We start from the raw sequence: 21,077 nt of genomic DNA on the forward strand, positions 1-21,077 counted from the left end.
GGGAAAATGAAGAGTTTTTTTAAAATAATATTGATTTCACTTTGCGCCGGTTTGATCGCGTGCAGTGATAAACAAGCAGAAAGCCAGGAGCAGGCGCAGCGGCATATAAATTCGGCCAAAGTATATATGGAGCAAGGTCAATATCGCGCGGCGATTATTGAAGCCAAAAATATTATTCAACTGACACCAGAATCGGCCGATGGTTATATTGCTTTGGCGCATATATATAATGAAATTGGCTCTTATGCCTCTGCGCAAAGTTTACTGGAGCAAGTGGTAAAGAAAAACCCTGCAGTGGCGACTGAATTGGCCTATGCCTATTTTCTTAATAAAAAATCCCTAACGGCAATCAATACCGTAAATACTTATCCGGCTGATGCCAGCAATCCTGAAGCCAAACAGCGTCAGGCGTGGATAAGTGCTATGTCAAACATTAGCTTGGGCAATAAAGATGGATATGAGTTGGCTCTGAAAGAGTTTAAAGCCCTGGGTGGTAGTGATGCAGAAGCAAAATACATCGAGGCGAGTTATTTGCTTTCAAAAGGCGAGCTTGAGAATGCTCAGTCTACCTTGACTGAAGTGTTGGCGGCCACTCCGGATAATATCGATGCCTTGACCATGATGGCTGGTGTAAATATTTTTCTGCGCAATTTGGATGGGGCTGAAAAGCACCTCACCAAAGCGTTGGGCTTGTTGAAAAACACCGACATATTGAGCCGTCGAAAAGGGCAAATTATCAGCTTGTTAACGGATACCTTGATCCAGCAAGGGCGCACCAGCGAAGCATACACTTACCAAAAATTATTGGCAGAGTCCAACCCGGAAGGTAATGCTGCGCAACAACGTTTTAGTGAAGCGATGGAGTATTACCAGCAGGGGAAATTTGCTGAAGCAGAAGCTATTTTGCGTGAATTGCGTGAGCAATATCCAAACGATAAAAACACTGCAACCCTGCTAGGTATGGTCGAATATCAACAAGGGTCCAATCAACAAGCAGCGGACCTGTTTGATGAATTTATTGACCCGGAAACTGCCACGCCGTCGGTTCTGCAAGCTGCTGCATTGGTTAAGTTTCGCAATAACCAAATGGATGAAGCGATTGAGTTGTTGAAGAAAGCGGCAGATAGCCAACCGAACAATCATATTGTGTTGGCCACATATGGTCTGGCTTTGCTCGATAAAGATCCACAAAGTGCAGAGGGCGCGACAGCACTGGAAAAAAGTTTGGCACTTGAGCCCAAACAACAGCGTATCCGCATTGCGTTGGCGAAGCGCCATTTGCTTTTAAAACAAACTGAGCAGGCAGTGGCGCAGTTGCAAAAAGCTTATCAGGAGCAGCCAGACGACTTCTATATCCAACAAGCGTATTTCAAAACATTGCTCAACGATAACCAAACCGAAAAGCTGGAAGAAGAAATAACGGCGTTTAAAAATAAAGACCCGCAAAACTCACGCGGTTACTTTTTTGCAGGCTGGTATCAGTTACAACAAAAAAACTTTTCGGCTGCTGAGCAAGAGTTTGAAAAAGCCATCGCAGTAAAAGATAGCAAAGAAAAACAATTTGCTTATGCCGGGCTAGCGCAGGTGTATGAAACGCAAGAGCTGGCACAAAAAGCAATTACTGCTTGGCAATTGGCTCTAGAAGAAGATCCGGGTATGGTTATCGGATATGCCCGCTGGTTTGCGCAAATGCGCAAACTAAAACGTGAGGACTCAGCGTTTTCGTTTGTGCGTGATCTGGAAGGGAAAACCAGTAAATGGGAGCCATCGGTTGTACTGGCACAATTGTATGTCGGAAAAAACCAATTTTCTGAAGCAATAAAACATATTGATATCGCATTGGAGCGTAGTAATAACGCAACCAACATCAAACAAATTGCGGCAAATCTCTACCGTTTACAGGGCGTACAGCTCCGGGGACAAAATAAACTGCCTGAAGCACGCGAAAGTTTAATGCAGGCAATCAAATTATTTCCTGAAAATGCCGATTATCTTGCAGTATTGATTGAAACAGAAATTGGTGCCAAGAATATTCAAGAGGCGCAAAAACTACTCGACCAATTTGTTAAAACTCCAGAGAACGAAGCTGAGCGTCTATTTTTGCAAGGTTTGATTCGTTTTGCAGAAGATAAAAAAGACGAAGGTTTTCAGCTGTACATGCAATCCTGGGCAGCCAAGCCGATGGAAATTGTTGCTGAGCAAATTTACGGTTTTCATCACAAAGGCGGCAATCAAGAAAAAGCTGAAGCTTTCCTTGCGGATTGGTATGAGAAATTACCTAAGAGCAACAGGGCGTCGTTGTTGCTGGCTGTGAGTGCTCAAGGTAAGAATGATCCCAAGCAAGCTATTGCCTGGTATGAGAAATCCGTTGAGTTAAATCCGCAAATGCCTGCGGCATTGAACAACCTCGCGTGGATGTATTATGAAAGCAAAGATCCGCGTGCACTTGAGTATGCTAAAAGGGCTTATGAGCTTGCCCCCAATGTAGCAGCCATTGTTGATACCTACGGCTGGATTTTGGTGGAACGAGGCGATTTACAAAAGGGTATTGAGCTGCTCACTAAAGCAGTAGCTTTGGAGCCTGATAATCAAGAGATGCAGTACCATCTCAAAGAAGCACAAAGCCGTCAGTAATTAATAAAAACTAGCGAGCAGTTTTACGACTGCTCGCTATTTTTTTGTCTATAGCGAATCCATGTCATGAGCGATTACTTTCCCGCAGCAAATTGTCCAGGGATTTTTTCTACTCGGGAATGGAGGGAGGCCTGGGAAAATGCATGGGCAGATCACAACGCTATTATAGCGGTTGGAGATCAGCATCCAGGGATCAATGACCAGCAGACATTTTATTGCTACCAACAAAAAAAGCCGTCGTTCCTTTCATTTCAAACACTTTTTCCTGCGGGTATGTCCACCAGTGTCAGCCCAAGTTTGCGCAGCGAGTATTTCATGCTGGTCAATCAGCAAGCGGAGACATTTATTGCCGCTGCCCTTGATCATCCGTGGAGTCAGTTATTTCTTCCCGACATTATGTCCGCCACACCAGAATATGCCGCGTTGGTCAACGCCGCAAAAGCCAAAGGTTTGCAAGTATTGGTGCGGGACGTCGCGACAAGTTACGCGGTGCGTTTACAGGAAAATAGTTTCGATAATTATCTAAAACATATCGGCAGTAACACGCGCTTGAAGTTATTTAACAAGCGTAAAAAGCTGTATGCCATCGGTGATATTAGCCAGCAAAATCTGTGGCCAGATTTGGATGGGTTTATTCGTATCCTCAATGAGTTTCATCTGCAGCGCTGGGATAAACCATGCTATCAAGGGCGCAACTTAAAACAAATCATCACATTTTTACAGCGCATTGCCGATGTGGGTGGAAAGCCGGATCTCTCAGTTATTTATTGCAACGGCAAGCCTGTCTCGGCGGTTTTGGATCTTTACTACCGGCAGCGGATATATAATATCCAGTCGGGATATGTTGAAAAATTTCAGGATGGAATATCGCTGGGCACCTTGCATCTGGGAATGCAAATAGAAAAGGCATTTACAACCGATGCCATTTATTATGATTTCATGGCGGGTAACGGCAAGAATTCCAATTACAAACAATCACTCGCCACTCACCACGCCCATTTTGCGAGTTTGATGTTAGTGAGAAACCCACTGCTAAAAAGTTTGTATTACATGAATGACTTTTTGCAACGAATGAAAGCGCCTAGGGAATCCCTTTAATAATTGTCGGGCCGATAATTTTTGTCAGCCATACCGGCAGCCATTTCCAAAGCATAATAAAAATTTTAAGTTTCGGGTTGTCGGGGTTAAGCTCAGGTTTTTGCGCGTTTTCTGGCAACAGGGTGTACCAATAATTCTGGCAAGGCTCTGCTCCCCATTGTTTTTTGAATTTGAATGTGCCGGCATCCAATGTTGAGCGGCCAAAATCAAAATAGTGACAGCCCTGGTTTATTGCGAACGAAAGTACCTTGCGATACATCCACATGTTGGCGTTGTACTTGTTCGCTGATTGAATGGTTGATGCCCAGGGAATTTCCATCAGCTTGCCATGATTGACCAAAAAAGCGCACGAAACGGGTTTTTGTTTGACATACACAATGAGTAGGGCTGCATTTAAACCCGGGTGTTGCAGAATATTTGCGAACCATTGTATGGCGTACACGGGTGTTCCCAGGTCGCGCATGTTGCGAGCGAATACGCGATAAAAATCTTCCAGCAATTCCATTTTTCCAATTTTATATTCCGGCAAAAATTCATCCGCTTTTTTATATTGGGCGCGCACTTTGCTGCCCAGCATTTTATCCAGCTCTGTGTCGTTTGCCGGTAATACCAAAATCATGGATGCTTTTTTGGTGGAAGGATTATCCCCGAGGTTGGGATAAATACTGCGTATCTCAATATGGCGTAATTCCAGCTCTGTGCGCAGTGCGCGTAATTTATCGATGAGTGCCAGACAGATATCAAAATACTCGCACACTATGCCGCCGTAATTCAGGTAGGGCATTGAAACCGCGAATTTGCCGAATAGTGGCGATGAAAACACCGTAACAGGAATGCCGCCCAATAATTTACCTTGTTTATCGCGCGCGCAGACCAGCAGTGAATGGTGCCCAAAACTTTGCTCGATTACCTCTGCCCAAGCGGGATTGTGGCTCGGTAGTGCATAAGCATGTTGCGCCACAAATACCGGCCAATCTGTTACAGCTGCAAAGTTATCAACGGATAGCGTAAATGGATTGTCCCAGCAGCGGTGCTGATTAAGCGTAGGAAATACTGGTGTGATTGACGCGGCGGGCGCTTGGCTGGTGGTAGTGGGTGCCTCTGCATCCTTTAACGCGCTTTCAAGCTGTTTGATGCGCAGGGATATGTCTTTCATCAACTCTAATTGCTGTGCGTATTCGACACTATCCTTGAGCAAGTGTTTAAATTTTCCGGAAATAATTCCTTTTTCAACTTTCAGCGATTTAAGCTCGCTGTGCAGTGCCGATGGCAAATTCATAACGCGGGTAAACCTGTTAAATTGAGCTGCGAATATATTCAAGCCAGGAAGAATACCTGACAAATTTATCAAAACTGTTTGGGAAGCTGTGGCGTTTAATATGCAGTGGCTTTTCCTTTATGTGCTGCAAGCGCATATTGCCTGGCATCGCAGTGAGTGCAGCCACAAATCCTGCCGCTTTTACCAATTCAGCTTGATGAGGTAAGTAATCTTGTGCTGTGCCGGATGGATAACAAAAAACCTGGGAGGGGTTATTTATTTCCTGTCCAAGTCGATGGTTGGCGCGCGCTAATTCCGCACTAATTTGCGCATCCGACAGCGCTGCAAAAACCTGATGGCTGCAAGCGTGTGAGCCTATGCGCAACCCTTGCAATTCTGCTGCACGTAAACTATCCCAAGAGGCAGGCGTATACGTTGAGGGTGCATTTGTTGGGAGCTCAACCGCAAGTGCCGCCACTGCATCCTGTACAAATTGCATCAAATCAGCAGAGCTAAGTGTTTTGCCAAAGCGAGTAAGTTGGCGGCGGCTGTGTGTACGTGCTACCGGATGGGTTAAATCGAGCTTGAAAGGCTTTTGCTGATAGTGAAATTCCACTTGGCTGAGTGCAGAACTCCATACAGCGTAATTTAATTTTGCATCCCATGGCCAATCGTGGCGATCAACCATATCAACAATCGTGTAGAGCGTTGGTTTGGCATCATGTTGTAATAACACTGGTACCAATTGATCTACTTGATCCTGATAGCCGTCATCAAGAGTAAAACAAATGGTCGGCCGCTCACGATTATTACCAGCCAAGGCATCGGCAACTAACTCATCAATAGAGGCAAACTCAAAACCGCTTTTTCGCGCATAATTAAGGCAGTCATCAAGCAGTCTTGGAGCGAGTCCTTCATAGGCGCCGTTGTCAGGTTGCGGGCGATGAATCATGTAGATGGTGACATAATGCCCCACCAAAAAATTCATCAGCCGTGTCAACCTTGGCGATGTTAATGTCGATTGCAGCAATCTACTCATCAACCATTAATTCCATGTAATAAAAAATTCAGTGAATCAATTACACCCAGCCTGACAAGCGGGCACCTAACAGGCGCGGTGTATTGCTCACTTGTTCGTGTACACCAATACGGCACAGTTGGTGTACGGGCGTGCGTGTAGCATTCACAATGCCGCGTTGTGTAGTAACGGCAGCTCGATACGTGGCCGTGACAGCATCCAATGCAGCTTGATTGTAATCGCCGTTGGGAAAGCAAAAAATATCTATCGCATCTGGTAACTGTGCTTGCAATAGCGCTTTACTGGCGACAATTTCGTGTGCAATTTCATCGCTGCTGAGCTGGGCATTCAACCGTTTGTGATTGCAAGTGTGCGAACCAATTTTGACGAGGCCGGATTGCGTCATGCTGCGCAGTTCATCCCAGGTCATCAAGCCGCGCGGCATACTAAACGTCAGTAGTGTTTGCCAATTGAGAGCGGTAAGCGCAGCAAAAATATCGGCATCGCTGGATTGTTTGAGCGCTTTAATAACGGTGGCAATAAATTCGCGATTTTTAGTATCGCCGACGGTGCCTGTTTGTGCCAGTGCGCGCGCAAATACCGGTTGTTGCTGCAGTGCGCTGAGTGCATTGCTGTGCAGCAGCGCGCTCACAATGTTGGGCCAAAACTGAAACTCAGTGCCAATTTTTTCCACCACCGCAAACAGGGTTACGGGGGTTGCTTCGGCATTAATAATCGGCAACGCGTATTCGTAGTTATCGTACCAGCCATCATCAAATGTCACCACGCACGCACGGCGCGGCAAACGCTCACCCGCTTCACGCAAACGCAGCCACTCGGAAAAATCCATCAGATCAAAATGCCGTTTTAATTCGCGCAGGTGCATGCTGAAGGTTTCGGGGGTGATAATCATGCCCGGTTCTTCAAGCTGGTAGCGGATATCCGTGTGCGGCAATATGCGGTGATACATCAGCACCCAAAGCTGTGGATCTTGCTGCAACCAATTCATCCGGTGGGAACCGAAATAGTTGGCGCCGCGCGTGGCGATCTGTTTGAGTAACTGTTTCATAGTGATTAAAGTTTAGTCGCCATTCATTTTTGTGTGGTAATTCTTTCCGGGCAAATACTATTGGCGCCCCAAAAGCTGGCGCACATAGGTTTTTATTTCGTACCACCCAGGCCCTAAGTCACCCCAGCGATTGGTTTCATGACGGGTTTTAAAAAATGCAGTGGGCGCAAAAAAAGCCAGCACCCGCTGCATTTTTTGCGCAAGCGGATAAGCACTTTTTAAATACAGATAAAGACTGTCCAGATCACCCAACAGCCAGCGCAAACGCTGCCCTTTGCGGTATTCCGTTGTCGAAGGCTCGCCTGCTATGCCCAATTCATGCTGTACCAGCAGGGCAGGAAAATTGACCCCCGCATCTATCGCCAATTGCAGCGAGCCCCAAAAGCGGGTGTTCACTTCCATTAAATAAGGTTGCCCATCTGGCGTTATGCGGAATTCAACCATCGCCACCCCGTGCCAATGCACATGGTCCAGCAGCTGCTGTGCGTATTGTTTCAGCGCGGGGTCAATAGCTACACTCTCACTCAGCACACTCACACCGCCTTGCGGTGGCTTTTCGCGCAGGCGTCGGTGAGCAAAAAAATGGGTTGCCTTGCCTTTGTTATACAAACAAAAAACACCCGCGCCGCTACCGGGAATAAATTCTTGCAGCATAAAAGGATACTGCTCCAGATAAGGTGCAGCAGTACGTGCGCGCTGCCAATCCTGTTCTGATTGCAGTACCTTGACGCTCGTGGCTATCCATCCTGCGGGTGTAAAGATTTTTGATAGACAAGGTTTGATGACGCACGGATAAGACCACCGGCTCGCATCAGCGCCAGCTGCATTTTCGAACAGGGTAAATTCAGGAACAGGCACGCCGCAGGCTTTTGCTTGCTCAAGCAAACGATATTTATCAGCAAGCGACATCACTGTATTGTAATCGGCAAACGCTAAACGCACATGGGGCAGGCGGCTGGAGTGCATCAGGAGCAACTGGCTGGTGATTTCGGTTACTGGAATCACCAGTGCAAACTGGCGGATGGTACAAATATTTTCCAGCCACTGGATATAGGACTCGGGTTCCGCTGAAGGGCAGGGCGACTGCAAATATTCCTGCGAATATTTCGATGCGGCGGCCAAGGCAAAGGTAGATGAATCCGACGTGACTATCTGGATGTTGTCGAGCTTTCCCAGTGAGCGGGTTACCGCCAAAGCGCTGCGCTGCGCTGCATCAAGAACAAGAATTAAGTGTGTCATGTCACTGCAACCAGCCTTAGTTAACCAGCATAAAATCATTGTGCAAACGGCATCAGATAAAAACAGCGCGCAGCGCGAATGATACGGATTGGCTAACAAATCCACAAGCGCGCAACCAGATGGTGATAGAATGCGTCCTCTTAAACTTTTGTTATCGTCGGAAGGAACTTGTCACTGAAAGATCATGGCTATGACCGATAAAAAACACACAATTATTCACGCGATTGACACTACCGGCCCCGGTGGTGCCGAAACTGTTTTTCTCGATATTGCCCAGCAATTGCAACTGGAAAATTATGACAATCTTGCCATTATCAAAGGGCCGGGTTGGGTTGAAGCGCAATTAAAACAGCGCGGCATCCGCTACCATATTCTCAAGCCCTACGGTTTTTTTGCCATTCCCTATTACTGGCAGTTATACAAGCTGCTAAAGCGCGAAAACGCGGCGCTGGTTCACGCTCATTTATTAGGCTCAACACTGACCTACTCCATTCTCTGCTTATTCATGCGCATCCCCTTGATTGCGACACTGCATGGGCGTGTAGATATCAACCCCAATGAACGTTTTGTGGCGATTAAACAAAAAATTATGCGCATGGGCGTGAGCCAGTTAATTGCCGTGAGCCGCGACCTTGCGCAATATATTCAAGCTCGTGGTCTGTTTTCTGCCAATGCAATTGCGGTTATCTACAACGGTGTAGAGCAGCAGCGCTACCACACCAAGATGACAGGAAGATTGCGCAGCGAGCTAAACATTCCTGCTGATGCGATATTGATTGGCAGCCTTGGCAATATTCGCCCCGCCAAAAATTACCAAGCCTTGATTGACGCCGTTGCAGAGTTAAAAAATCCAAAGTTACATTTTGTCATCGCCGGGCACCAAAAAAAGGATTTAATGGAACAACTCAATGAGCAAATGCACAGGCTTGGTGTCACAGCGCAAATGCACTTCATCGGCTTTTACGACAACACCCCTGAATTTCTTGCGCAGATGGATTTATTTGTCCTCTCTTCAAGTTCCGAAGGGTTTTCCATCGCCACTATTGAAGCAATGGCAAGTCATTTGCCTGTTATAGCAACCCGCTGTGGTGGGCCGGAAGAAATTCTTACGCACAACAGTACCGGTTATCTGGTTCCGGTGAACTCACCGGTGGAACTGGCAGCCGCGATCAAGTATTTATTAAGTAATCCTGGAGAGGCAGCGCGTCTTGCAAGGGCAGGTTACGAGCATATGTGTAATACGTTTTCACTCAGCGTAATGCTCAGCGCCTACAAAAAACATTACAGCAAATTACTGGGTATTAGCACTTAAGGTGTTATACCAAAACACGCATTAAAGAACAGGTTGGCCCGTGACACTATCAGAAAAAATTAAAAATCATTACGGCTCCAAGCGTGGCTTGTTGCGGTACATTCGCTTTGAATTTATGCGAATGCTGGGCGCCTATCGCGCTTTGAAAAAAATTGATTTTACAAAAGTGACACGATTGGTATTTGTCTGTCACGGCAACATCTGTCGCAGCCCTTTGGCTGAGGCGGTAGCACGCAAACACAATCTGCCGAGTATCTCCTTCGGGTTGGATACGCGCGGCAATGATCCGGCAGATCCACGTGCAGTCGCTTGGGCATCGTCACACGGTTATGAGCTAACCCAACACAAAACTATGCGAGTAGATCAATATCAACCGCAAGTGGGCGACTTGCTCATCGGTATGGAACCAAAACATATTTGGGCTTTAGAGCATCGTTTTGCGCAGGCGCCAGTACAAATAACTCTAGCGGGGCTGTGGTTGCCGCTGCCAATGGTCTATTTGCATGACCCCTATAATGCAAATGAACAGTATTTTGATCGGTGTGAGCGGTCAGTTGTGATGGCGGTTCTTCAACTGAAAGATAAAGTGAAAGGTTAATTGAAAACTCTTATTAAATGTTGCTGGGTGTAAGTTGGATAAGTGCTGATAGGAGTATTTTGTGGAAGCGCCTAAGACGATTGATGATTTTTATGTTTTTAAAGTGAAAAATATGTGGGCTTACTTTAAAGGCCAGCATTTTTCATTTTGGATGATTTGCCTCTATCTTTTTTTTGAATTTGTACGGCCACAAGCTCTTTTCCCGGCTATAGATATTATCCCTTGGGCGCAGCTGTTCATAATGGGCGCTCTGATCGGCGCTGTTGTTGATCCTACCGTAAAGCATGTCAAGTCGATTGCCAATATATATGTCATTACCTTTTCTATTTTAATTATCATTTCTGTTTTTACTGCATATTATCCTGAAGTATCCAAGAAAAAATTCATGGATTTTTTCAGTTGGGTTGTTATCTATTTTTTAATAACCAGAATTGTAAATACCAAGGAGCGGTTTTATATATTTTTGCTGATTTTTTTATTTGCAGCGGGAAAAATTGCTCTGGGTACTGCCAAGTCATGGGCATTCAGAGGATTTGGTTTTACGAGCTGGGGGCTTATGGGGCCCAAAGGCTTCTTTCAGAATTCAGGTGAGTTAAGTATTCTGATGGTAATGCTGTTTCCTTTGGCATTTTATTTATACCAGCATTTTAAAGCTAAAGCTGCTCTTTGGGAGCGCTTAATTTTAATGGCATTTTGGGTTTGCCCTATTTTAACTGTGCTTGGCGCAAGCAGTAGAGGGTCGCAGTTGGCGCTTGCAATTGTTATGGCAATTATGTTTCGCAAAAGTATATTCAGAATTAAATCGCTTATAGGTGTGCTCATTTTAATTGTCGGATTAGTGTATCTGCTGCCTGAAGAGCAAAAAGAGCGATTTAGAGCAACGGGTGATGACAAAACCTCGCAACAACGTTTGTTATATTGGGAAAATGGATGGGAGATGATGAGAGATCATCCATTAGATGGGGTGGGTTTTTTCAACTTTGTCCCTTACTTTGAGCGGTATTATTCAGAGGATATGTTATATAAAAAAGCGGAGCTTCCGCACAATATATTTATTCAAGTAGGTACAGATGCAGGATTTCCCGCGTTATTTTTATTTTTATTGTTAATCTTGTATTGCATATTCTCATCATTAAAGCTTACTAAGCTTTTGCCCTTGTCTGATTTAAGTCGCGTCATTGCGGCTGGTTTGGGGGTTGGAGTTTTAGGCTATGTCATTGCAGGGCAATTTGTTACCGTAGCGTATTATCCATTTATATGGATTCATCTTAGTTTAATTGTATCTATCGTATCAATCTCGAAATCAAGCATAAACAGCCAAGCGCGTAAGTGGAGTAATTAATGCCGCAAAGAAAAACAATATTATGGGTCTCTCATTTTTTACCGTTTCCGGCTAAAGGAGGTGCTCAAATAAGAAGTTTTAACCTTATTAAAGAGCTTTCTCAGTACCATGATGTCAGTCTTTTTTGCTTGGTGTATGAAGACGTCGTTACAAATTATTTCGATTCACTAGAGGCGGCAATCTCGGCGTCTGAATATGAATTTAAAAAATATTGTAAGGATCTAATTTTAATACCAATAAAGCGCAATCAGTCTAAAAAAATAGCATTTATAAAATCCCTATTATCCACAAAAAGCTATTCTGTAAGTCGTTTGAATGTTGGTTTTGTTAAGCATAAGCTAAAAGAGTTTATCGGTAGCAAACAATTCGATGCAATTCATCTTGATACTTTATCGCTGTGCTCTTTGATAGATATGTTCCCTGAGAAGAATGTTGTTCTGAATCATCACAATATAGAATCTCTGATGATGTACCGCCGGGCACAAGAACAAAGCAACATTTTAATGAAAGCTATTTGTTATCTGGATGCTTGGAAAATAAGCAATTTAGAGCGAAGTTCTTGTGCGGCAATCACCACACACATTGTGTGCTCTGATTTGGATGGAGTTCGGTTTAAAGATCTGTATCCCTCAATTAATACCATTACCATTCCTAATGGTATTGATTGCTCGTCTGTCATGGAAAAACGGAATTCTGATGGTAAGACCTTGCTGTTTATTGGGGGGCTTGATTGGTACCCAAATGCTGACGCTATTAGTTTTTTGTTGAGTAAAGTGTGGCCAATAATTAATGAGAGAAATGCAAATCTTACATTAGATATTATCGGAAAAAATCCTTCTTCAGCCATTAAAGAACTTGCTGGCCAATTTAATAATGTAAAGTTGCACGGTTTTGTTGATGATATTGCTCCTTATTATGAAAAGGCTTGGTTATATGTCTGCCCAATAAGAGATGGAGGGGGGACAAAATTAAAGGTATTGGATGCCTTGGCTCATGGCGTTCCTTTGGTTGCGCACCCCGTTGCAATGGAAGGTATTGATGCAATCTCGGGAGTTCACTATTTTCAAGCTTCGACAGCACAAGATTTTGTAAACTTAATTCTTGATTTGAATTCAAAATCCCCGGATGTTTTGCATGAGGTTGGGTTAAATGGAAAAGAATTAATATTTTCCAAATATGATTATTCTCGCATTGGAACAAAACTCGCGAAAATATACGAATAGCATTGGTTAGATTGTGTATTTAATTAATGCTTTATCGAAGATCGCTTTTAACAACGCGCATCTTTCCTGATTTTTCTCTATTTATTTCTAAGGTTTTAAAAAAAGTTAATTTAAACGAGCTGTCTATTTTTCCCTGGATTTCGCGTGTAATGAGCGATTCCATTGTGTCAGACCAGTTGTCACTAGGGATAATATAAACATCTAGTTTATCAAGCTCACGCTGAATAATTTGAAACTGGCTGAAAGTATGGTGTTGTTGTTGAAGCTCTTCAAAAACGTAAATTAAAGCTTCGGGGTGAACTGATTTTCCGCTTGGCGTTTTGATGATGTCATATGCTCGCCCATGAATACCTTTTAGAATGGGTAGTGTTCTTCCGCAAGGGCAATTGTCTTGGCTAAGTGTTGCAAAATCTCCCACTCTGTAGCGAATCATCGGGGTTGCATAATTAAAAAAATCGGTAATTACCACCTCGCCAGTTTCTGCGGAATTTCCTTCTTCGTCTATTATTTCAACTAGCATGTTGTCCGCAATAATATGCATATTGCCATGCTCGCATTCATGTGCAATTGAGCCTACTTCGCCGCAACCATATTCATTGAATACTTTTATTTGCCATACGTCTTCAATCACCTTTCTATCGCTGTCAGTAAGTACCTCGGATGTGGTAATTACTGATCTGATCGACTCGATTTTTGGCAAATTGTTATCCCTAATGTGCTCAGTAAACCGGCGAATAACACTCACATAGCCATACAGATACGATGGCTTGAACTTCACCATGGTTTGGTAATATTCGTTCAGTGACTCTTTGGTTAAGTTAAATGCTGAGACGCGTTTTCTATTGGAAATAAAATCGATGATTTTTGCTTTGAGTGCATTTTTTGCATTGTGGGGTACTCCCCAAAATCTGGCTTGTTTGTCGCCAATCCCAACTTTTGCCCATTGGTAGGAGCGCCATGTCGCCGCTCTTTCGCGCGCCAATGCATCTGCATCTTTATAGATGCGGACTGGCTCCCCCGTGGATCCGCCCGTAGTTTTTAGCGAAGCTCCTTTTGCTTTAGGCGTACAGATGTTGCTAAATTCTTTAATAAGTAGCTGCTTGGTTAAAAACGGTATTTTGGTGAAATCCTTTGCGTCATGAACATTGCCAAGTATCTCCTTATAATAAGGAGAGTGATGCTTTACATAGGTAATTAGATCATTTATTGCATTGTCTTGGTAAATTTTCGTTGTTTGAACTGGCTGTGTTTGAAAGGCATCGCCGGTTTTAAGATGACGTGAAATGTTTTCACCGTTTAAAAGAGTCACAGGATAATAAAAAAAATATTTAGCGAAAAAAGGGTTCATGTTATCTACCATTATTAAAAAATCTGTAGCTGGTCTAATGTGCCGGGCTAAATATAAGGCGAATTGACGTCATTGAGTGTTGAGTTATCTTTTGCCATTTTTCATCAAGAAATTTGTGTCTTGGATTCTAAGCAACAGTATATTGAGTATTGTTATAAAAATCATGACGGTCAGTGCGTTTGTTAGAATTATTATAATGAGTGCGCCAGGAAAGCGATGTGTTTTTGATTAATAGCGGCATTCAAAAGGCGCCGGGTCTTGGTGGCCAAAGCAATCGTTTATTCTTCTGGTTTCAGTACTGTATTTCACCAATCGTAGTGTTCCGCTGCTGCAGTGTTTGCCTGTCGAAATCAGGGTTAGTAGGTGCGAAGGAATTAAGGGCTTTTGTAAGTCCGCTTTAGCCGATTCTGGCTGCAGTTTGCGAAGGTTACTTGTTGTGACCTTATTTATCGATACGTCCTTAATAGGTTTCTGTAATAAGCGGCATCGTCCTTACAGCGGTGAATCAGTTGTAGCAGGCCCCTCTCCTGAGCTTTGATCAGTTTGATAACTTGCGGGAATGCCATCTAAAAAACGTTGATAGTATAAATTTTTTCCATATACGTTAAGTGTCAAATTTTGCAGCTGTCGCGACATTGCTAAATATATGGCGTGAGATATTGATATTTCTGTAGATGTACTTATGTGTTTCATGTGTGGTTGCTGGGAATTTTGATTGAAAATTGCAAATTCCAAGCAGAATAATGCGTTATAAATAGAGGCGATTTAGAAATTATTATCACTTTTCATGACAGTATTTGGTGGCTTTAGCGGCTTGCGGCGGGTTTTTTTGATATAGATGAGAATTGGTTGCTTGAATCTCGTTGCTATTGGAATCTTGTATCATGGCGATTTGTACACTTGTGCTAGACTTGAATAGTTAAATTTAAATGAAATATGACCCCTTCCACTGCCCGATGCAGGAAGGTGATTGCCCGCAGTTATTGCCCGTATTTCTCTTAATAACCCCATCATTTGTTAGTGGTAATCGTTATGAAAAATGCCATAAATATTTTTCTTATTTCTCTCTTGATGGCTGTGTCAGGCATTGTAAATGCAGCCATGCCCTTCCCTTTCCCGGCAGGGTATTTTGTGCCGGCCAAAATGCCGATGCATTTGGTCTACCCGCGCCCGGATACAGAAACTGCGGCTCATGCCCGCCATAGATGGGCGCACCCACAGATGGAGTATGCAATCCCGATCGGGGTTCAAGGTGGTGCTTGGCCGTTCAAGTATGAGCTGATCAGTGGGCCAAGTGGGGCAAAAATTGGCTCTCTATATGGTGACACCAATTATGGTTCCATCACGTGGACACCTACAGCAACCACGGGCACACAAGAGTTTAAGGTGCGCATTACTGACCAAGAGCTAAATACCGTCGAGGCGACCTGGAAGGTGACTATAGACCCGGGCATGTTTGTATTTGTTAAGAGTGGTGCAACAGGCACTAAAACAGGAGCAATCGACAATCCACTTGCCACTGCTGCCGAGTGGCATAAGTCAGCGACTGATTCTACCTATGCCAATAAAATTATTGTGTTCCGCGGTGGCATTTATAATTTGGTGGGCGATATCGCCAACAACAATAATGTGCGTTTGACGGCTAACCAAAAAACGCCAAGCCTGATTGGTTTTCCTGGCGAGGAACCTGTTATCGACTCCTCCACTGCAAAAATATTGACAGGCGATTTAACCGATATGTTTGTAGCGGGCATCACTTGGAAAAATGCGCGTAACGACGTAGCTGATGCACACTATTTTTGGCTGACGGGTGATGTGAGTCGAGCAACATTTTGGCGCAACCATTTTACTGACATGCAATTTGGCAAGGCGGGTACTGACAATACCGGGCCGGTATTTATTTCCAGTACAGTTAAGGCAAAAAACAATATTTTGTACAAAGAAAACCTCATTACCAATGTGAATAACGCGTCGGGAAATGGCCACTACATTGATGTCTACAGAGCCAGTTATGTTTTGGTGGAGCAGAATATAGCTAAAAATAGTAGCACTAGTTATGGCTTTTGGATGAAAGCGAGCATTTCGTATGTGACAGTAAGAGCTAATGAGGCTATAGAAAATGTAAGGGGGACACAGGTATCAGTTGGGTATGGAAGTGCTGTTGGAGAGCTTCCTCATAGTCATGAAGTGTGCTGGAATCGAATAGTTGTTCCTGTTGGACAAGAGGGGCCTGCATTGTTGTTTGCGATGAGTGACTCCTATACAGATCAAACGTATGACTCTTTTATTTATAGAAATACCATTCTTAATGGCTACAGTGTGGTGCGCTTTAAAGGAAAAACTCCGTATGAAACAGACGCCAACGTTATAGTTACCAAAAACCAAAAGCTGTGGGATCTTTCTATTATGAAAACCACCTTGGCTAATGTGGTCGCACTCCCGACGGATGGTATTGCTGCTGCCACAGATGGAAGATACATAGGAGATGCTTTTGGTAAGGTAGGCGCCGATGTTGCTACCTCCCCCGCGCCTGTTGCACCCTTAAATCCGAAATATCAATAATCCCGCTCGCGCCAATACCCTTCTATGAAGGGTATTGGATTCGTTATATCCTCAATTGTTTCGCAAATCTCACCTCATGGTTAATCAGGCTGTTTCAGCCTTTGAGCTTGACCAATGGGTTCCTCCTGCAGCTTTAATATCCTCAAAATAGCCCTCGTATTTGCATAACAGTATTGTCCTTAATCCAACCATTACTCGCCTTGACCAAAGCGGCTTCTTGTGGAGTTTGCGCAGTATTCTGACCTTAACCTCATTGGTGCTGTAGGTTTTGGCAGAATAGGTGATGCCCTCAGGCAAACCAGTGACTTCAGCTACGGCGCGGGCAAGTCCGCCTGGGCCGGTAATGTCATAAAGTAATGCGGGATTGTTTTGAATGAGCTGGTATTGTTCATCATCGAGTAATGTTGATTTGATATTGCTGAGCACTTTTTCCAAAACCGGATGCGCGGGTGCTGAGCACATAAATGCATTAAATAATTTTGTCTTATTTGCGTCATAAGCCACGATAAATTGATCTTTATCTTTTATCAGCTGCCTCATCGGAAGTTTGCATACGGTATCCATATCGGCATAAATCCCTCCAAAGCGATAGAGTGCGCAGTAGCGCCAAATATCGGCTCTGAACGCCCCTGGCGGGGTTCGCTCATAGCATTTAAATAATTCCGGATCAAAATCGGCAATCATTTTTGCGCAATCGGCATCAACTAAAAAACGATAATCGCAATCCGGATTTTTGCTGGACCATGATGTAGCTGCTTTATGCATCATGGCGGGAACCTGATCGGTGATAAAGGTTTGCCACACGATTCTGGATATTGGGCGAGCGCGGGCGGTGCGGGATGAGTGGATGGTTTTGGGTATTCTATGAGTCGGCATACATAATCACTTGGTAAACAGGCAAAAGCAGTCATGGACTGTTACAGGGAAATCTATTTTCGCTGCAACAGCCGGCAAATTCCGAGCGGCACATCAGGTAATTGGCGATTACTCTGCTACTGCGGATGATAATCAGGTGCAAGATTTGGTATTATCCCAGCCAATTTGATCAGCTGCGTATAGTAGCTCGCAACGCCAAAATCTATAAGGATGAATTTACATTATGTTTGTTTCTGATTCGCTAATCTTTGTTGAACTGCATAAAACGGCTGGCTCCCATATAGGCCGTTGCCTCAATAAAATTTTAACGGGCGAGCAGGTGGGTAAACACAATGTAGTTCCGCCTGAGCTGCAAGACCGTTTTATTCTTGGATCTATTCGCAACCCCTGGGATTGGTATGTGTCTTTATGGGGTTATGGTTGTGACCGGAAAGGCAGTGCCTTTAGTCAAACGACACGTCGCTACAGCGTTAATTATTATTGGCGCCAGCTGAATAAAGAAATGGGTAAAAATTGGCTGAGCCCGGCGCAGTATCTGCGTCAATTGCTTGCCGATACCGCCAAACCCGTTGCGCTCTGGAATGAAGTCTATGCCGATAGCAGCAACCCTGAATTATTTCGCAAATGGCTTCGGCTTATGCTGGATGCTGATCGCCGCTTCGATATTGGTGAGGGCTATGGCTTTTCCCCACTCTCTGCGCACAGTGGTGTGCTAACTTATCGTTACTTTAAATTGTTTACCAACCTGGGATCGGATTTGTATTCGCTGCCAGATTTGGCCGACTCGTCACGCTTGAATGAGTTGTGGGAGCAGCGCGCGATCACCGATTTTGTTGTGCGCAACGAACACCTTGAAGCAGATCTAATTGATGCATTGACCTGTGCCAATATTGCGTTAACCGATGAGCAGCGATTATTTATCCTGCAGGGGAAAAATGAAAAAACCAATACATCGTCGCGCAAAAGTATGGATTTTTATTATGACGCCGAATCGATAGAGCTGGTAAAAAACAAAGAGGCTTTTATTATTTCACGCTACGGTTATGAACCGCCGGCACTCTAGTAGCCAGCATTTCAATAAGTGGTCAGGGTATTAATTCCAGCAGTGCATTTTCCAGCTGCGCCGCAATGGCTTCTTGTGTAAAACTGTCCAGTACACGCGCAAATCCCGCATTGCCCATGCTCTCCCGCAGGAGGGCATTATTCAGTAGGTTTTTAATCCGATCCCGGCATTGGTCAATGTTATCCGGGTCTACCAGATAGCCATCTTTGCCATCATCAATCAACTCAATAGGCCCACCAATTGCTGTAGCAATAATGGGTTTTTTGGCTGCCCAGGCTTCAATAATACTTCTGCCAAACCCTTCAGGGCCTAAACTGAAATGCATAATTACATCTGCAGCTTTGATAAATGGCATAGGGTCAGCCTGAAAGCCGAGCATGACAACTTGCTGCTGAAGTTGATGATCCAGAATAAATTGTTTGATCTGCTGAAAATAATCAGGGCTCTCATCGGCATTATCGCCCATGATGGCAATTTTAAATTTTTCATTGGCGCGCAACAACGGTAGCGCACATTGAAGAAACTCAAGTTGCCCCTTGAATGCGATAACGCGCGCAGCGATTAAGTACACAACGTCGCCAGGGTCAGCGTTCATCGCTTGGCGGGCACACACCACTGCTGTCGCAGATATCTGATCAAAAATATGATGATCTACAGGATCATAGATAAGTGAAATTTTTTCCAAGGGGACAGAAAGCTTCCGGGAAAATTCCTCAGCTAAAAAATGGGTTATGGCGATATATTTTGCAGCAGCATGACATATTTCATCGGTGTAAGTATTGGCAGAGTCAGCGCCGCGAAAATGATAGACCAGAGGCAGCTGCATTATTTTTGCTACGCGCCAGGAGAGATTGGTGACACCATTATTACAATGAACCAAACGAACCTGATGCATGCGGCCGATGCGCGCAATTTTATGTGCTAGTAAAATCTCGCCAATTACACTGGCTAATGCATAGCCTTTGAAAAACAATTTTTTTAACAGCCGTGTCGGTATTCTGCTTTTACATACATCGGTAAAACTATTTCTTGCTTTGTAATTGAAGTGATCCGTTAATCTGACATGGCTAAAATTTTTTACCCAGGGTGCGGACGCTTCTACTGGCATAAATGTAATTAACAACGGATCAATTTTTTTAAAGCAAGCAATGGTTTGCGATAGGCTGATAATAGCCCCGCCAAAACTTTGACCTTGCTCAATAATAAGAATTGATGGCTTTTGTTGTTGGCTCATGGTGTTGTTATATATCTCTCACCGTATCTCTTCACCGGTTACCGGCTGGCGTCACTAATTGCTTGTCAACAAGCGCTGAATTTGTTGCACTATATTATTTTTATACGCAGCGACTGAAAATGTTGTCACGGCATGCTGCCTGCCTGCGTGCCCCATTTGTAAACGCAAGTCGGCGTTTTCACTCAGGCGTAGGAGTGCCTCTGCAAATGCTTCAGGTTGTGCACCTTGCACATGAATGCCATCAATCCCATTTTGTACAACTTCAGTCAGTGCACCTGCCGCAGCGACTATATTGGGTAGGCCACAAGCTGCTGCTTCTACTACTGACAAGCCAAAACCTTCCTCACTGGACGCTAATAGATGGATATCAGCCACCTGTTGCAAATAAAGCGAAATGTCCGGCACTTGCGCGATAAAGGTCACCGATGTGTTAATTCCCAGCTCGTTGCTAAGTTGTTCCAGTCGCTGCGCATCTGGCCCAGTGCCGATAATGACGGCGTGGAGCGGTAGTGAAGATTTGGTGCTGGCTATGGCCAGTGCACGCAAAAATAAATCGATACGCTTATGTGGTACCAGTGCCGCAATACTTGCAATAACAACAGCATTGTCGCTGATGCCGAGCGAATTGCGTAATTCAGGTGTGCGTTGCGCCGGGAAAAACGTTTTTTCAACATCTATACCATTGTAGACAACCTGGGCGGTAGCATTGCATTTTTTTTGAATTACTGCCTGCGTGTGTCGGCTGGGCGCAATAATCAAGTCAGCCCAGGGTAGCATCCAAAAATAAAAATAGCGTTTGGGTGCTGGATGATGCAAATGAACCAGGATGGGAATATTTAACCATTTGCTAATAGGCTTCCCCATTTGGCATGGAAGCCCACCGCTGCTCAACAACAATGCTGGCTGCTCGGCGGTTAAAAAAGTTTTGAGTTCGACAATTTTTTTCAGCCACTGCCACAGCGGAAACGAAAAACTTTCATCGAACATAATTTCGGGAAATGCGGATTGCAATACTTTATCGGGCAGCTGCTTTGTGCGGGATGCAATGACATCGGGATTATTGGCAATCAATAGCACCCGGTAGCCGGCTTCCTGTAACGCGTCAATTGTGTGGATAGCGCAGACTTCGGTACCGCGCAAGATCTTGCCACCAAAATGCATCAGGGCGATAGTTGTGCTTTGGGTTGTTTGCATAACTTGCCT

Annotated in this window: 16 protein-coding genes; 8 read left to right on the top strand and 8 right to left on the bottom strand. The window is 44.4% G+C overall.

The genetic code is table 11. The features are described 5' to 3' along the window. Nucleotides 1-6: 6 nt before the first annotated feature. Nucleotides 7-2,634: a tetratricopeptide repeat protein gene (locus tag B4E62_RS10065; RefSeq protein WP_310068605.1), complete on the top strand. Its 2,628-nt coding sequence runs from the start codon at nt 7-9 to the stop codon at nt 2,632-2,634. A 273-nt stretch (nt 2,635-2,907) separates the two neighbouring features. Then, nucleotides 2,908-3,732, top strand: coding sequence for a GNAT family N-acetyltransferase (locus tag B4E62_RS10070; protein WP_331351961.1), 825 nt, complete (start codon nt 2,908-2,910; stop codon nt 3,730-3,732). On the opposite strand, the gene B4E62_RS10075 is transcribed toward B4E62_RS10070, so the two are convergent. From B4E62_RS10075 to B4E62_RS10090, 4 genes are read right to left on the bottom strand one after another with little or no spacing between them, the layout of a single operon-like run. Next, on the bottom strand, nt 3,716-5,011 hold the full coding sequence (locus B4E62_RS10075) for a FemAB family XrtA/PEP-CTERM system-associated protein (protein WP_331351962.1): 1,296 nt from the start codon (nt 5,009-5,011) through the stop codon (nt 3,716-3,718). The two genes, B4E62_RS10070 and B4E62_RS10075, sit on opposite strands and share 17 nt — an antisense overlap. 16 nt (nt 5,012-5,027) lie before the next feature. After that, the gene (locus tag B4E62_RS10080) at nt 5,028-6,029 is read right to left on the bottom strand and encodes a polysaccharide deacetylase family protein (RefSeq protein WP_331351963.1); all 1,002 of its coding nucleotides are present in this window, start codon (nt 6,027-6,029) and stop codon (nt 5,028-5,030) included. Between the two features lie 40 nt (nt 6,030-6,069). Further along, entirely contained in the window at nt 6,070-7,077 is a 1,008-nt protein-coding gene (locus tag B4E62_RS10085) for a polysaccharide deacetylase family protein (protein WP_331351964.1), read from the bottom strand. 57 nt (nt 7,078-7,134) lie between these two features. Continuing rightward, complete coding sequence (locus B4E62_RS10090; RefSeq protein WP_331351965.1) at nt 7,135-8,316, bottom strand: ATP-grasp domain-containing protein; 1,182 nt, start codon at nt 8,314-8,316, stop codon at nt 7,135-7,137. A 190-nt stretch (nt 8,317-8,506) separates the two neighbouring features. On the opposite strand from B4E62_RS10090, the gene B4E62_RS10095 reads away from it, so the two are divergent. From B4E62_RS10095 to B4E62_RS10110, 4 genes are all read left to right on the top strand, one after another. Then, complete coding sequence (locus B4E62_RS10095) at nt 8,507-9,628, top strand: glycosyltransferase family 4 protein (RefSeq protein ID WP_331351966.1); 1,122 nt, start codon at nt 8,507-8,509, stop codon at nt 9,626-9,628. Nucleotides 9,629-9,668: 40 nt separating this feature from the next. Then, nucleotides 9,669-10,226: a hypothetical protein gene (locus tag B4E62_RS10100; RefSeq protein WP_331351967.1), complete on the top strand. Its 558-nt coding sequence runs from the start codon at nt 9,669-9,671 to the stop codon at nt 10,224-10,226. A 61-nt stretch (nt 10,227-10,287) separates the two neighbouring features. After that, nucleotides 10,288-11,568, top strand: coding sequence for an O-antigen ligase family protein (locus tag B4E62_RS10105; RefSeq protein ID WP_331351968.1), 1,281 nt, complete (start codon nt 10,288-10,290; stop codon nt 11,566-11,568). Continuing rightward, on the top strand, nt 11,568-12,791 hold the full coding sequence (locus tag B4E62_RS10110) for a glycosyltransferase (RefSeq protein ID WP_331351969.1): 1,224 nt from the start codon (nt 11,568-11,570) through the stop codon (nt 12,789-12,791). Before B4E62_RS10105 ends, B4E62_RS10110 begins: the two co-directional genes overlap by 1 nt. Before the next feature lie 31 nt (nt 12,792-12,822). On the opposite strand, the gene B4E62_RS10115 is transcribed toward B4E62_RS10110, so the two are convergent. Beyond that, nucleotides 12,823-14,139: a hypothetical protein gene (locus B4E62_RS10115; RefSeq protein WP_331351970.1), complete on the bottom strand. Its 1,317-nt coding sequence runs from the start codon at nt 14,137-14,139 to the stop codon at nt 12,823-12,825. A 1,032-nt stretch (nt 14,140-15,171) separates the two neighbouring features. Here B4E62_RS10115 and B4E62_RS10120 point away from each other — a divergent pair. Then, nucleotides 15,172-16,701: a hypothetical protein gene (locus B4E62_RS10120; RefSeq protein WP_331351971.1), complete on the top strand. Its 1,530-nt coding sequence runs from the start codon at nt 15,172-15,174 to the stop codon at nt 16,699-16,701. 84 nt (nt 16,702-16,785) lie between these two features. Here the strand turns inward: B4E62_RS10120 and B4E62_RS10125 are convergent, their stop codons facing one another. Next, nucleotides 16,786-17,577: a glycosyltransferase family 32 protein gene (locus B4E62_RS10125; protein WP_331351972.1), complete on the bottom strand. Its 792-nt coding sequence runs from the start codon at nt 17,575-17,577 to the stop codon at nt 16,786-16,788. 223 nt (nt 17,578-17,800) lie between these two features. On the opposite strand from B4E62_RS10125, the gene B4E62_RS10130 reads away from it, so the two are divergent. Continuing rightward, nucleotides 17,801-18,640 carry a hypothetical protein gene (locus B4E62_RS10130; RefSeq protein ID WP_331351973.1) on the top strand — a complete coding sequence of 280 codons (840 nt, stop codon included), beginning with the start codon at nt 17,801-17,803 and terminating at the stop codon, nt 18,638-18,640. Nucleotides 18,641-18,662: 22 nt separating this feature from the next. Here the strand turns inward: B4E62_RS10130 and B4E62_RS10135 are convergent, their stop codons facing one another. After that, nucleotides 18,663-19,874, bottom strand: coding sequence for a glycosyltransferase family 4 protein (locus tag B4E62_RS10135; protein ID WP_331351974.1), 1,212 nt, complete (start codon nt 19,872-19,874; stop codon nt 18,663-18,665). Between the two features lie 54 nt (nt 19,875-19,928). Next, a complete protein-coding gene (locus B4E62_RS10140; protein WP_331351975.1) occupies nt 19,929-21,068 on the bottom strand; it encodes a glycosyltransferase family 4 protein in 1,140 nt (379 codons plus the stop codon). Nucleotides 21,069-21,077 lie beyond the last annotated feature (9 nt).

Origin of the sequence: Cellvibrio sp. UBA7671 (genome assembly GCA_002483145.1) — a bacterium.
Classification (GTDB): Bacteria; Pseudomonadota; Gammaproteobacteria; order Pseudomonadales; family Cellvibrionaceae; genus Cellvibrio; species Cellvibrio fibrivorans.

Coding starts and splice junctions, on each gene's coding strand:
- B4E62_RS10065 (WP_310068605.1), top strand. CDS start 7: ATGAAGAGTTTTTTTAAAATAATATTGATTTCACTTTGCGCCGGTTTG.
- B4E62_RS10070 (WP_331351961.1), top strand. CDS start 2,908: ATGTCCACCAGTGTCAGCCCAAGTTTGCGCAGCGAGTATTTCATGCTG.
- B4E62_RS10075 (WP_331351962.1), bottom strand. CDS start 5,011: ATGAATTTGCCATCGGCACTGCACAGCGAGCTTAAATCGCTGAAAGTT.
- B4E62_RS10080 (WP_331351963.1), bottom strand. CDS start 6,029: ATGAGTAGATTGCTGCAATCGACATTAACATCGCCAAGGTTGACACGG.
- B4E62_RS10085 (WP_331351964.1), bottom strand. CDS start 7,077: ATGAAACAGTTACTCAAACAGATCGCCACGCGCGGCGCCAACTATTTC.
- B4E62_RS10090 (WP_331351965.1), bottom strand. CDS start 8,316: ATGACACACTTAATTCTTGTTCTTGATGCAGCGCAGCGCAGCGCTTTG.
- B4E62_RS10095 (WP_331351966.1), top strand. CDS start 8,507: ATGACCGATAAAAAACACACAATTATTCACGCGATTGACACTACCGGC.
- B4E62_RS10110 (WP_331351969.1), top strand. CDS start 11,568: ATGCCGCAAAGAAAAACAATATTATGGGTCTCTCATTTTTTACCGTTT.
- B4E62_RS10115 (WP_331351970.1), bottom strand. CDS start 14,139: ATGAACCCTTTTTTCGCTAAATATTTTTTTTATTATCCTGTGACTCTT.
- B4E62_RS10120 (WP_331351971.1), top strand. CDS start 15,172: ATGAAAAATGCCATAAATATTTTTCTTATTTCTCTCTTGATGGCTGTG.
- B4E62_RS10125 (WP_331351972.1), bottom strand. CDS start 17,577: ATGCCGACTCATAGAATACCCAAAACCATCCACTCATCCCGCACCGCC.
- B4E62_RS10130 (WP_331351973.1), top strand. CDS start 17,801: ATGTTTGTTTCTGATTCGCTAATCTTTGTTGAACTGCATAAAACGGCT.
- B4E62_RS10135 (WP_331351974.1), bottom strand. CDS start 19,874: ATGAGCCAACAACAAAAGCCATCAATTCTTATTATTGAGCAAGGTCAA.
- B4E62_RS10140 (WP_331351975.1), bottom strand. CDS start 21,068: ATGCAAACAACCCAAAGCACAACTATCGCCCTGATGCATTTTGGTGGC.